The following is a 12,107-nucleotide window of genomic DNA, read 5'->3' on the forward strand; positions in this document are numbered from 1 at the left end:
TAGAAGCGTAGGTTGACATATGGACACGATTGAAAATCTAATTATTGCGATAGTGAAACCTTTGATTTCACAGCCTGATGCCTTAACTATCAAGATTGAGGATACACCTGAATTTTTAGAATATCACCTGGATCTTGATCAGAGTGATGTTGGACGTGTAATCGGTCGTAAAGGTCGTACTATATCCGCTATAAGGACGATTGTTTACTCTGTCCCAACCGAGTACAAAAAAGTTCGCATCGTCATTGATGAGAAATAAGAAGAACGGGACCAGTATGTCCCGTTTTTTTCTATTTCTCTTAGTGAACTGAGTGCGGAGCTCTCAAGTGAGCTTAGGGAAATTGATGCCCAGCAAAGCGTGGGTACAAGCCCCTTAATGAAATAAGCCGTTAGGCGCAGTTGAATTTAGGGGAATTGATGCAGTTCGAGCGTATGTGAGAACTAGACACTTCATTTAAGAGAAGAACGAAATGCAGGGGCGAGTTTAGAGAAATTCGAAACCGGAGGACATATGAAGTCAGAAGATTATGCTTGGAACGCTCATGAGCGCAAGTCTTATGAGAATGATCAAGTGATTTTACCGAGCCCTTATAAGCTAAAAATTCTGGATGATAGTGAGAAGAGATTGGAATTGGAGCTTGTTTTGGAACAGCTTCCTCAGGGGCAACTGGCTCGATGGGCTATGAAAATGGCGTCAAGCTTTATAGCTCTGATAGATGCGGAAGATGAGTCTGAAAAGCAGAAGATTTTGACTCAGGTAAGAGCAATTTTTCAGGCTCGACTTGATGGTAGGGCATCTGCCTATGAACTAAGGCAGGCTGGTTTCTTGGCTAACAAACTGTCGCAGCAAGCCCAATCACAAATCGGTAAATATGCTGCGCGTGTCTTTGCCCAAGCAGTCGCAACAGGCCACATGCGGGGCCATGCTATTGTCGCAGCGGATTATGCCATCAAAGTCAGAAACTTGCGGAGTCCGGATGATTTGCAGCGGGCTGGCAAGGAAAGAGAAGGGCAGATAGAGCTAGCCTCTGCTTTTATTAGATCAGGAAAGGAAACTTTATGAAGCATTTATTTTCACGCTTGTCACCAGCGCAAAAGATTATCTTGTCTTTTCTTCTGGTGATATTCTGTGGCTCCTTGCTACTCAGTCTGCCTTGGGTGCAGACGGCTAGTTCCCAAGCGGGCTATCTGGATCATCTTTTTACAGCTGTCTCGATGGTCTGTGTGACAGGGCTTTTTACTCGATCGGTTGTGGATACATACAATGTCTGGGGGCAGCTCCTTTGCATGTTACTGATTCAGATTGGTGGCTTGGGCATCCTGACCTTTATCGGTTTTTTCACCATGGAAAGTCGGAAAAAGCTCAGCCTCAAGGATCGCCGTATTCTGCGGGATAGTTTTAGTTATGGTCACAATCGTACCTTAGGTCAATTTGTCCGTTCGATTTTTATCACGACTTTTAGTATCGAAGGACTTGGTGCGCTCCTTCTCATGATTCGCTTCATTCCCAAGTTTGGTCTGAGAAAAGGGATTTTTAATTCTATCTTTTTAGCCGTTTCTGCATTTTGTAATGCGGGCTTTGATAATTTTGGCAATGATAGCCTACTAGGCTTGCAGACAGATGTTTTGGTCAATATCACCTTGGCTCTCCTCATCATTACTGGAGGACTGGGCTTTATGGTCTGGTTTGACTTGGCGACTAAATTGGGAGGAAAACAGAAGGGGCTGCACTTTCATACTAAGGTAGTCTTGCTGCTGACTGCTGGTCTCCTCGTTTTTGGGACGGTCACGAGTCTCTGGACGGAGTACAATAATCCTGGAACGATTGGCAATCTTTCCTTTGGCGATAAGCTACTGGTCAGCTTTTTTCAGACAGTCAGTATGAGGACAGCTGGCTTTGCTTCCATTGATTATACAGCTGCTCGTCCAGTAACCCTGTTTATCTATCTGCTCCAGATGTTCCTGGGAGGGGCTCCGGGTGGTACAGCGGGCGGTCTGAAAATTACGACCTTCCTAGTTCTTTTGCTTTTTGCTCGAAAGGAAATCCTGGGCTTGCCTCATACCAATATGGGGCGGAGAACACTGGCTCCTCAGCTAGTGCAGAAGGCTTTTGGTGTGACAGTGATTTTTCAGCTGACATTTCTACTTGGTCTTTTGGCTCTTGGGCTAGTGACTGATAGCAGTCATCGCTTTATTTACCTGATATTTGAGACTGTGTCAGCACTGGCTACAGTTGGCGTGACGGCCAATATCACTACCAGCCTCAATACAGCTGGTATGATTGTCATTATGGTGCTGATGTTTATTGGACGGGTAGGGCCGCTGACTCTTATGGTCAGTCTTAACCATTATCAACCGAAGAAGGCGGCTACCTTGCATTACAGCAAGGCGGACATTATGATTGGATAGGAGAAAAGAAATGGCAAATCAAACAGTTGGAATCCTTGGCTTGGGGATTTTTGGACAGAGTATCATTGAGGCCTTGATTTCTCAGGATGTAGAAATCATTGCAATTGATAATCACGAAGAGACAATCAATCAGTATGAAGACATGATTGCCGTCGGTGTGATCGGGGACATTACTGATATGGAGCTTTTGGAGGCCGCAGACGTCGGTTCCTGTGATACGGTCGTCGTGGCGACGGGAGAAAGTCTGGAATCCAGCGTCCTAGCGGTCATGCACTGCAAGGCATTGGGCGTAAAAAATGTCATTGCCAAGGTCAAGGATGAAGTGACCCAGCAGGTGTTGGAAAAGGTGGGAGCTGATTTGGTTATCCTGCCTGAAGTGGAGGCTGGTATTTCATTGGCTAAGACCATTCTCTTTAACCATTCGATTGAGGTTTTCCAGCTGGATGACGATGTAGTGGTGGCTGAGTTTGAGTTGCCTGCTAGCTGGGTCGGGAAAACAGTTCGTGATGTAGACGCTCGTAGACTGTATCATCTCAATATTATCGGCTATCGTCTGACAAAAAATCAGCCTTTGGAAAGCCAGTTTACTCCAGACTTTGTCTGGCCAGCAGGAGTCAGCATTATGGCTGTGACTGATAATCAGCATTTGGATAATTTACGTGAAATAGTGAAGTAGCAGCTAGGAGTCCAATCGGGACCAACTATCGGTAGTTCTTAGGAACTCGGCACCTTTCTATTATATGAAGAAAAAATCGATACATAGGAGCTCTTTCAGGGCTCTTTTTTGAAACCAGTTGTAAAATTTGTTATACTACCACTAGAAAAGGAGTGATTTTATGAGCTTAACCAGCCAGATCATTACAGCAGATTTTCCGGATTTGGATAAGGTAGAAGCCTTGAATAATGAAGCTTTCCCAGAAGAGGAAAGGATACCGCTCAGTGAATTTTTACGATATGAGGAACAGGAGGATGCTAATTTTTTCGCCTTTTATCATGAAAAGGAATTTGTTGGTTTTGCCTTTGCCATCTCCAACGCGCAAGCCTTTTATGTTAGTTTCTTTGCTATTATGCCCCACTTGCGCAGCTATGGCTATTGCGGTGAAATCATCGAAAAGCTGGTCAATTTCTATCAGCGAACCATGCTTTTAGGAATCGAGCGCCTAGATGAGCCGTGTGATAATCTTGAACAGCGTCAGGCTCGCTGGGAATTTTATAAAAGCAAGGGTTTCCGCTCGTCGAATGCATTTCTGGAATATGAGGATCTTAGCTTTGAAATTCTTGATCGAGGGGATTCTTTTGACGAAGAATCTTTTTCGATACAAAGTCCTTGCCAGCCTTCCTCGCACTCATCCCAGTAGAAAAAGCGCTCCAGATTTTTAGGTCTGCCAAATAGTTTAGCTATGATTTTGGCTATTACAGGAATGCCTGTATTTTCAAGGAGCTCAATATAGGGGCCTTGACTAAAGTATATTAAGGCATTGTTGTTTTTTTTCCTTCTGCCGTATTCGACGACAAAACCCTTTTCTTCCCATTCCTTGACCGCCTGCCGTAAGCCTTTTACCTTGTAAATCAGATGGCCGCTTCTTATCATAGTAGCCCCTCCTTTTCGTATTCTGCCTTTACCTTAGCATAGATTTTTAGGAAAAACAAGCCTTGAGATTAGCCTTCATTCACAGTGCAAGCAACTGCCTCTTGTGATACGATCCTTGGTTGAATATGAAAAAATTCTGGTATAGGGGTGTCCTTATTCTGCTAGTAAAATAGCTATCTCTCAGATAGTAGTGTGTGCCCAAATAATATTTTTAAGAATTGATTGGAAACATTATGAAAGAAAAAATAATCAAAACGAAAGTAGGACAGCTATTTGTATCTTATCAACCTGCGGAAAAGATTGCTGTATTTTTAAGCGGTGCAGGGAGTCTGCCGACCTATGAAAATTTTTTGCCAGTCATACGGAAGTTACCTAAAAAATGGGGCTATTTAACCATAGATTACCCTAATGCTGGCCAAAGCCCGCTGGAAAATCAAGAAAATTTTGTTTTGGACGATTTGGTTCAATCTATTTTGGAGGTTTTATCGCATTTTAAAGTCATCCAGTATGCTGTTTGCGCGCACAGTATTAGTGGTCTTGTAGCAGTTAAAATTGCTGAGTCAGAGCCGTTTTGTCAGGGACTAATCTTAATTGAGCCGACCACTTATTCTGTTCTATATGGAGAATTAGCTCAGAATCCTTATCCCGAATTTTTATCCTTACAGGAGAAAGTTCAGATGCTCGGTGGGGGATATGAATATCTGAAAAAATTAGGACAAGAGAGTTTTTCAGTAGCTGATTTTAAAATCTTATGGGCTAAGGCAGAAAAGAGTTCTGATAGATTAAAATCTGTACAAGAAGGATTTCAACATTACTGCGGTATCGCAAAAAGCGATTTTCAAAACTTAGATATTTCTTTTCAATTCCCGATTTTTATCCTGAGTCAGGCCTATCGAGAACAAGAATATAAAGATTCCGAATTTGCTTCACAAAATACTCAGATTATTTTAGGAGGCAACCATCATTATTTACATTGGAGTCATTCAGAAAAGATAGTTGAGCTTCTTTTGAAGTGTGATGGGCAAGATGTATACAAACTTTAATAGTATATTGAAAGCGGGAATAAAAAAAACATACTAAAATAGCTGAGATTTTAATCTCAACTATTTTAGTACATATTTATGAGGGTTTTATCCCAGAATCTCAGCAATAGCATCTCGAATCTCCTGAACGGTTGCGGATTTGCTATGGTTACTGGTATCAAACTCGATATATTGGCCATCATCATCAACAGTTCCCCCGACAGGCCCTTCGGATCCATCGACTGATGTTCCAATGGCAGGGGGGATGCTTGTGTCTGCATAGTCTATATCAATAACGATGATGCGCGTATTGGCCTCTAAATCATCTATCATTGGAAGAGACGATGCGGAGGTCATGTTCTGACTAGCATAGTATTCTAGGAAAGCCTTGATGGTTAGGTTATCAATTTGAGCAATTTTTTCGTCAAGGGCTGAGATATTTCTAGTTTCCCTTGTTTCATTTTCCATTGCTTGGCCTTTTTTGACCTGTGTCAAAGCAGTCAGACTGGCAGCTGTTGTGGCTAGAAGAGCAGTAGAGAGCAGGAGTTTGCTTAACTTTTTTCCCATAGGTATCACCAACTTCTTTCTAGTTTTGCGTAAATACACTTGGGTATTTATAGTGTTGAGGTTCTATATGTATAATTATACGTTAAACAGCAACTTTAATCAAATAAATATAGGCAAGGGAATTCCCCCTTATCTCCCTTGTACATTCCCCTATATCATGATAAAATACTAGGCAGAGTATAATATGTTGGAGTCGAGATGAATTATTTTAATGTTGGAACAATTGTCAATACGCAAGGTCTGCAAGGTGAGATGCGGGTTTTGTCAGTGACGGATTTTGCAGAAGAGCGTTTTAAAAAAGGCAATACCCTTGCCCTGTTTGACAAGAAAGATCAGTTTGTCATGGATGTGGAGATTGCTAGCCATCGCAAGGTCAAGAACTTTGATATTATCAAGTTTAAGGGGATGTACCACATCAATGACATTGAGAAATTCCGTGATTTCACTCTGAAAGTCCGAGAGGAAGATTTGACGGACTTGGAAGACGGAGAATTTTACTACCATGAAATCATCGGCCTTGAAGTCTATGAAAATGACATTCTTCTTGGTACGATTAAGGAAATTCTGCAGCCAGGAGCCAATGATGTCTGGGTGGTCAAGCGTAAAGGCAAGCGCGACTTGCTTCTGCCTTATATTCCGCCAGTGGTGCTGGGGATTGATATTGAGCAAGGTCGGGTTGATGTAGAGATACCGGAAGGACTGGATGATGAAAATTGATATTTTGACTCTCTTTCCGGAGATGTTTGCTCCCTTGGAGCACTCTATCGTCGGTAAAGCTCGGGAAAAAGGTCTCTTAGAAATCAACTACCACAATTTCCGAGAAAAGGCTGAAAAATCCCGGCATGTAGACGACGAGCCTTACGGTGGAGGTCAGGGGATGTTGCTACGGGCACAGCCTATTTTTGATGCCTATGATGCCATTGAAAAGAAGCAGCCGCGCGTGATTTTGCTGGATCCTGCTGGCCGGACTTTTGATCAAGCATATGCGGAGGAGTTGTCTAAGGAAGAGGAACTCATCTTCATTTGCGGCCATTATGAAGGCTATGATGAGCGGATCAAGACTTTAGTGACAGACGAAATCTCACTTGGGGACTATGTTCTTACTGGTGGAGAATTAGCAGCTATGACAATGATTGATGCTACAGTTCGCCTGATTCCGGAGGTTATTGGCAAGGAAGCCAGTCATACAGATGATAGTTTTTCATCTGGGCTCTTGGAGTATCCTCAGTACACTCGACCTTATGAATATCGGGGTATGGTCGTTCCGGAAGTCCTCATGAGTGGTCATCATGAAAATATCCGCAAATGGCGTCTCTATGAAAGTCTGAAAAAGACCTATCTAAGACGTCCAGACTTGCTGGAACACTATGAAATGACGGCCGAAGAAGAAGCAATGTTAGAAGAGATTCGACAAGCTCAATCGGACTGACAAGCAAAGTTAACTCTTAGAAAGGATCTAGGAGTTTTTGCTTTATTCGATACAGAAATGCTCATTTTTGTTTGGAAAACAACCTTATTTTTCTAATAAAACATTTTTGTAACTAAATTGTAACAAAAAAACTATTAAAAGGATACGTTTGCTACTAGTTAATAATAGCGTTTTGTGATAGTATATTACTATGCGGGCTGCTATACCCAGGTTAATTATAGTATGTGAGATTATAAAAAGGAGATTGATTATGGAAAAGAAAATAGGCAAGTCTGTTGTAGCGACTGGTATCGCGGCTACAACTATTATTTCTGGTGGACTGACCCATCAAGTGCACGCGGATGAGTTGGTTGAATCAACTGTAACAGCTCCAAAAGCGACTGAAGTAACTGAGAAACCAGTGACAGCAGCAGATGTAGCTGTTGCCCAAGAAAATGCTGAAGCAGCCAAAGCTAAACTTGATGAGCAAAGATCGATAGTAGATACTGCGAAAACAGAAGCTGAAGATGCAAAAACTAGCGTGAAAGTGGCTGAAGCCGCTGTTGAGACTGCTAAAGAAGTGCAGGCAGAAGCAACAGAAGAAAATGTTGCTAAGGCCGAGACGGAAGCAAAAACAGCAGAGCAAGAGGTTGGCGCAAAAGACACTGCTGTTCGAGAAGCAGCGGCTAAAGCTGCCAAGGCAGACCAAGCTGTTAAAGATCAAGCGAATACTGTTAAGGCGAGCCAATCTCTGGTAGACGTTGCCGAGACTGAATTGAAACAAGCTAAAACACCAGTTAACTCAGAGGAGCAAGCTGTAGCAACTGCTAAGAGCCAGCAAAGTCAAGCACAGACCGCTTTAGACAATGCAAAGACTGAGTTGACAAAGGCGGAACAAGCAGCGTCTTCTGTTCCACAAGTGCAGGCTGAAATCCAGAATAAAATCAACCAGGCAAAGGCATCTTTGAGCCAAACCAATCAAGCTATCAGCTCTCTTGAAGGACAAATTCCTGCTGCCGAGAAAGCAGCAGCAACAGCTCCTGTTGACCTTCGTAATACGACTTATTCTCAATTTTTAGAAAATGTTCGTAACAATGCGGCTAATCAAGAAATTCGTGATGCTGCTAACAATGCTCTTGCAGTTTACCAACGCGGACAAAATGAATTTGGTATTTCAGTTAATTCTGACCCAACAAGTCCAGCTAGTCTAGAAAATAACCTTCATGCTTTGGAGTTGGTGAAGGCGATTAATGCTTACCGTCGTAATGCTGGCTTACAAGAGTTGTTGGTTGATCCGTATGCTAATGTAGCCAGCCAGATTCAGACTATCTACTTTGAGCGTAATAACTGGCACATGGGTAAGCTGATTGGTAATGAAAATGTAGCCATTAGCTTTGACCCGCAAGGTGCTGTGAATTTCTGGCACAAAGAAAAAGAAAAGTATCAAGAGATTGCAGCGCAATATGGACTGCCTACTGATGAAACTCAGCTTGATGCTAATGCTATCTATATGCGGGTTGGTGCTGGCGTATTTGCTCAGATTGGACACTATGTTCAGATGATGGATAATAAAGCCAATGCTATCTCAGCAGCTTATGATAAGCATCCAAACCAATGGGGCACACCTCATGGTACATCCGAAGTTGGTTTCCATCATATTAGCAACTTTGACCAACGTGTTAATAATGGTACTTTGCTGACTGTTGCGGCTATGGAGCAGTTATTACGTGCTGGTGGTGGTCGTTCTGCAGGTTCTAACGCTAATGTTACAGCACTTAAGAATCAATTGGCTGAACTCAAGGCTCAAAAAGTTGGTCAGGAATCAGCTATCAATATCCTCAATGCTCGATTAGTTGATGCTCAAAAAGCAGCGGCAGTTCAAATTGCAGCAGTTGATGCAGCTCGTCAGAAGGTAGCTACTGCTGAAAATAATCTAGCTTTGACCAAGCAAAATGTTGCCCTTAAGCAGGAAGCTCTTGACAGAGCGACAGCTAAGATTGCAGCAAACCTAGCACCTTATCAGACTAACTTGAGCAACGCTCAGGCAGTTCTAGCAGCAGCTAAGGATAAGTTGGCAGAACTTCAGTCAGATCAAGAAGCTGCGAAAGCTAGTTTGACAACTGCTCAAGAGGACTTCATGGCTGCTCAAAAAACATTAGCAGCAGCTAAAAAGAAAGTCATTGACCTTCAAAATGCTCCTCAGTTACTTGCAGAAGCAGAGCGGGAGTTGGCAGAAGCGCAGCTTGATTATGAAGCTAAACAAGCAATCTTAAATCAAGAAACTGCAACTTTAGCAGTTCTTGAAGAGGCTTACAACAGTCTTCAAGCGAATTATGAAACTCTCTTGAGTATCTTGAATCAAGCATCTCTCCTGTATGGAAATGCTCTGAATAGTAACTATCGCTCAGGTGAAGATAAACAGCCTCTAACAGCTGTAAAAGGCGGAGCTGCTGGTCCAGGTGCAGAGGATGAATCTAAGAAAGATTCAGATGCTAAGACTGCAGAAGTTCATGCTAACACTCGTGAAGTCAAAGGAGCAACTACTGGTGCCGTTCAAGCGGCAGGTGGTGGTGCATTTACTGATTTTGTTGTAAATCCTGCAGCTCAGCTTGCTAGCGTGGCTACAACTGCTGATAAGGCTCCAACAGTTCCTGCTATTCTGCCAAATACTGGTTCAGAAGCAGAACGCCTAGCAATTTTTGGTATGGCACTTGGTGCAGCGGCCTTTTTTGGAACCAACAAGCGCCGTCGCAGAGACGAAGATTATAATTAAAGAAATACAAAATGAGTCTGGAATAATTTCCAGACTCATTTTTTTGTGTCTTCAGCAATTATCTAATTTAAAAAGAAAGATAAAAACTTCCGATATTAACTGTCGGAAGTTATCAATATACATATTAGTTTCTATTTGACTGCTCCGCCTGTTACACCTTCTACGTAGTATTTCTGCATGAAGATGAAGAGAAGAGTGATTGGGATAGCGATGATAATCGCTCCAGATGTAAAAGGTAGGAACCATTTATTGATGGCGTCCTTATTAAGCATTTGGAAAAGTCCTAAAGCAACTGTGTATTTTTCCTTGACATCGCCTAGGATGACAGAGGCAAAGATGAAATCAACCCAAGGTCCCATGAAAGCCATAAGCGCTGTATAAACGATAATCGGTTTTGAAAGCGGCAATGTAATAGTCCGGAAGATTTGGAAGCGAGTCGCTCCGTCGATCATAGCAGATTCGTCCAAAGAATATGGGATGGTATCAAAGAAACCTTTAGCTATATAGAAGCCTAGAGCTGCTCCAGCTGAATAAACCAGAATCAGTGATGTCAGGGTTTGTGTCAAATTGAGTGCTTTCAAGATGTAGTAAACCGCAATCATAGACATGAAGCCTGGGAACATGTTAAGAACCAAAGCCAGCTTGAGGAAACGGTTTTTATGCTTGAATTTGATACGGCTGAGTGAGTAAGCCATACCCACAGTAATCAAAGTAGACAGGATACAGGTCGCTGTGGCAACAATCAGGGTATTCATAAACCACTGAAGAAAAGGATATGTGTTGTTATTAAACAGTCTGATATAGTTATCAAGAGTATAGGTCTTAGGGAAGAAGTAAGGGACCGCATTAGAACCTTCACCACGGAAGCTGGTCAGAAAAATCCAGATAATCGGCGTTAGCCAGATGAGTGCTAAAACAGCCAGTAAGACATAAATCCCTAATAAACTGAGTTTTTTTCTATTTTTCATTATTTAGCAGTTCCTTCCTTGAATGATGCGGATCTAGTATAAGCTAAGAGACTGAAGGCTGCAGAGATTGCAAAGATCAGGATACCGATAACAGATGCTAGATTATAGTCCTTGGCTGAAACAGTCAGTTTATAGAGCCAGGTAACCAAGAGGTCAGTTGAGCCTGCCTGATAGTAGGAAGAGTTAGTAGGTCCACCGCCTGTCAGGAAGTAGATGACGTTGAAGTTGTTGATGTTTCCGATAAACTGCTGGATGAGTGATGGCGCCATAATCAAGAGAATTTGAGGGAAAGTAATGCTCTTGAAGATTTGAAGCTTGCTAGCTCCATCAATCTCAGCAGCTTCGATTTGCTCGCTAGGCAGGTTCATGATAATCCCAGTCGCTACCAGCATGGTAAATGGAATACCAATCCACATATTGACAAGGATGATGGAGAACTTAGCCCAAACAGGGTCACTCAAGAATGGAATTGGATGCTGAATGAGATGCAGGCTTTGCAATAATCCGTTCAAAGGTCCATTGTCATTCAGGAAGTTGCGCATCAAGAGCAGGGATACGAATTGCGGCACAGCAATAGTGATAACGAAGAGCGTGCGCCAAACTTTCTTGTACTTGAGGCCTTTGGTATTGAGCAAGAGAGCTAAAACGATACCGAAGAAGAAAGTAGTAGCTGTTGCAGCAACCGCCCAAATCAAGGTCCAGCCTAAAAGTGGGAAGAAGGTGCTAGCCATACGACCTGAGAAAACATCACCAAAACTAGAGAAGCCAACCCAGTCAAAGAGTGATTTAGGAGCTGGATGTTTATGGTCAAAGTTAGTAAAGGCCAAACAGATCATATAGATCAGAGGCAAGATGGTAAAGAGCAGTACTCCGATAAGAGGAATACTCATTAGGCCCATGTGAAAGCGGCCGTCAGCAAGCGTCTTAAAGTCCTCAACGAAGTTGGGAATCTTCTGGCCTGACTGCTTGAGAGCCATCAAATGACGAGCACTTTTCAGATTACACCAGTAGATGTAGGCGAAGACTGCACAGAAGATGAGAGAAGCAAGTCCAAAAATCAGCATCAGCATAGAGTTGTCACCCGCTACTTGAACGGTGATTTCCAAGCCGTTAACTTTTTTTATAGCCTCTCCTTGCTCTTGAGTTCCCAATGTAATCATGCCGCCAATAGCTGGTATGATTTGGACTGCAAAAGCAATCAGGAAAGCAATTTCTGAGAAGAGGAAGAGCAGCCCCTTGATAAATTGTTTGTTTACAAGGTTGCTCAGTCCCATTACCAGAAAAGAGAGTTTGACATCCCATGTTCCCTCTTTAAAGATCTGAACCATGGATGCATTGTCATAGGATGACTGAGTCATAGTATTCTCCT

General features: G+C 42.6%; 12 protein-coding genes and 1 pseudogene. 9 read left to right on the forward strand and 4 right to left on the reverse strand.

The window, feature by feature from the left end; translation table 11 throughout:
- Positions 1-19 precede the first annotated feature (19 nt).
- The 5 genes from kphA (at position 20) to J1C81_RS05395 (ending at position 3,767) form a co-directional block, all read left to right on the forward strand.
- Positions 20-259, forward strand: coding sequence for an RNA-binding protein KphA (gene kphA / locus J1C81_RS05375; RefSeq protein WP_002895313.1), 240 nt, complete (start codon positions 20-22; stop codon positions 257-259).
- Positions 260-511: 252 nt separating this feature from the next.
- Entirely contained in the window at positions 512-1,063 is a 552-nt protein-coding gene (locus tag J1C81_RS05380) for a putative immunity protein (RefSeq protein ID WP_002915016.1), read from the forward strand.
- The gene (locus J1C81_RS05385; RefSeq protein WP_002915017.1) at positions 1,060-2,409 is read left to right on the forward strand and encodes a TrkH family potassium uptake protein; all 1,350 of its coding nucleotides are present in this window, start codon (positions 1,060-1,062) and stop codon (positions 2,407-2,409) included. The genes J1C81_RS05380 and J1C81_RS05385 overlap by 4 nt, the downstream gene beginning before the upstream one ends.
- Before the next feature lie 10 nt (positions 2,410-2,419).
- The gene (locus tag J1C81_RS05390) at positions 2,420-3,085 is read left to right on the forward strand and encodes a potassium channel family protein (protein ID WP_032909706.1); all 666 of its coding nucleotides are present in this window, start codon (positions 2,420-2,422) and stop codon (positions 3,083-3,085) included.
- Between the two features lie 160 nt (positions 3,086-3,245).
- Complete coding sequence (locus tag J1C81_RS05395; protein WP_002915019.1) at positions 3,246-3,767, forward strand: GNAT family N-acetyltransferase; 522 nt, start codon at positions 3,246-3,248, stop codon at positions 3,765-3,767.
- Here the strand turns inward: J1C81_RS05395 and J1C81_RS05400 are convergent.
- Positions 3,746-4,000: pseudogene (locus J1C81_RS05400) on the reverse strand (VOC family protein); the annotation flags it as partial. The gene J1C81_RS05395 and the pseudogene J1C81_RS05400 sit on opposite strands and share 22 nt — an antisense overlap.
- Before the next feature lie 233 nt (positions 4,001-4,233).
- Here J1C81_RS05400 and J1C81_RS05405 point away from each other — a divergent pair.
- Entirely contained in the window at positions 4,234-5,043 is an 810-nt protein-coding gene (locus tag J1C81_RS05405) for an alpha/beta fold hydrolase (protein WP_002915020.1), read from the forward strand.
- A gap of 87 nt (positions 5,044-5,130) precedes the next feature.
- On the opposite strand, the gene J1C81_RS05410 is transcribed toward J1C81_RS05405, so the two are convergent.
- Positions 5,131-5,589, reverse strand: a complete 459-nt coding sequence (locus tag J1C81_RS05410) for a hypothetical protein (RefSeq protein ID WP_002915022.1) — start codon at positions 5,587-5,589, stop codon at positions 5,131-5,133.
- A 198-nt stretch (positions 5,590-5,787) separates the two neighbouring features.
- On the opposite strand from J1C81_RS05410, the gene rimM reads away from it, so the two are divergent.
- The 3 genes from rimM to J1C81_RS05425 all read left to right on the forward strand — a co-directional run bounded on the left by rimM (position 5,788) and on the right by J1C81_RS05425 (position 9,770).
- Positions 5,788-6,306 carry a ribosome maturation factor RimM gene (gene rimM, locus J1C81_RS05415; RefSeq protein WP_002915023.1) on the forward strand — a complete coding sequence of 173 codons (519 nt, stop codon included), beginning with the start codon at positions 5,788-5,790 and terminating at the stop codon, positions 6,304-6,306.
- A complete protein-coding gene (gene trmD, locus J1C81_RS05420) occupies positions 6,296-7,018 on the forward strand; it encodes a tRNA (guanosine(37)-N1)-methyltransferase TrmD (protein ID WP_032909795.1) in 723 nt (240 codons plus the stop codon). Before rimM ends, trmD begins: the two co-directional genes overlap by 11 nt.
- Positions 7,019-7,208: 190 nt before the next feature.
- On the forward strand, positions 7,209-9,770 hold the full coding sequence (locus J1C81_RS05425) for a CAP domain-containing protein (protein ID WP_002915025.1): 2,562 nt from the start codon (positions 7,209-7,211) through the stop codon (positions 9,768-9,770).
- A 131-nt stretch (positions 9,771-9,901) separates the two neighbouring features.
- On the opposite strand, the gene J1C81_RS05430 is transcribed toward J1C81_RS05425, so the two are convergent.
- Positions 9,902-10,738 (reverse strand): sugar ABC transporter permease, encoded by an 837-nt coding sequence (locus tag J1C81_RS05430; RefSeq protein ID WP_002904608.1) that lies wholly within the window; start codon positions 10,736-10,738, stop codon positions 9,902-9,904.
- Positions 10,738-12,096, reverse strand: a complete 1,359-nt coding sequence (locus J1C81_RS05435) for a carbohydrate ABC transporter permease (protein WP_002915026.1) — start codon at positions 12,094-12,096, stop codon at positions 10,738-10,740. The genes J1C81_RS05430 and J1C81_RS05435 overlap by 1 nt, the downstream gene beginning before the upstream one ends.
- Between the last annotated feature and the right edge of the window lie 11 nt (positions 12,097-12,107).

It is taken from the genome of Streptococcus sanguinis (genome assembly GCF_050225395.1).
Classification (GTDB): Bacteria; Bacillota; Bacilli; order Lactobacillales; family Streptococcaceae; genus Streptococcus.

Excerpts from the sequence above, each read along its gene's own strand:
- kphA (WP_002895313.1), top strand. The coding sequence starts at position 20 with ATGGACACGATTGAAAATCTAATTATTGCGATAGTGAAACCTTTGATT.
- J1C81_RS05380 (WP_002915016.1), top strand. The coding sequence starts at position 512 with ATGAAGTCAGAAGATTATGCTTGGAACGCTCATGAGCGCAAGTCTTAT.
- J1C81_RS05385 (WP_002915017.1), top strand. The coding sequence starts at position 1,060 with ATGAAGCATTTATTTTCACGCTTGTCACCAGCGCAAAAGATTATCTTG.
- J1C81_RS05390 (WP_032909706.1), top strand. The coding sequence starts at position 2,420 with ATGGCAAATCAAACAGTTGGAATCCTTGGCTTGGGGATTTTTGGACAG.
- J1C81_RS05395 (WP_002915019.1), top strand. The coding sequence starts at position 3,246 with ATGAGCTTAACCAGCCAGATCATTACAGCAGATTTTCCGGATTTGGAT.
- J1C81_RS05405 (WP_002915020.1), top strand. The coding sequence starts at position 4,234 with ATGAAAGAAAAAATAATCAAAACGAAAGTAGGACAGCTATTTGTATCT.
- J1C81_RS05410 (WP_002915022.1), bottom strand. The coding sequence starts at position 5,589 with ATGGGAAAAAAGTTAAGCAAACTCCTGCTCTCTACTGCTCTTCTAGCC.
- rimM (WP_002915023.1), top strand. The coding sequence starts at position 5,788 with ATGAATTATTTTAATGTTGGAACAATTGTCAATACGCAAGGTCTGCAA.
- trmD (WP_032909795.1), top strand. The coding sequence starts at position 6,296 with ATGAAAATTGATATTTTGACTCTCTTTCCGGAGATGTTTGCTCCCTTG.
- J1C81_RS05425 (WP_002915025.1), top strand. The coding sequence starts at position 7,209 with ATGCGGGCTGCTATACCCAGGTTAATTATAGTATGTGAGATTATAAAA.
- J1C81_RS05430 (WP_002904608.1), bottom strand. The coding sequence starts at position 10,738 with ATGAAAAATAGAAAAAAACTCAGTTTATTAGGGATTTATGTCTTACTG.
- J1C81_RS05435 (WP_002915026.1), bottom strand. The coding sequence starts at position 12,096 with ATGACTCAGTCATCCTATGACAATGCATCCATGGTTCAGATCTTTAAA.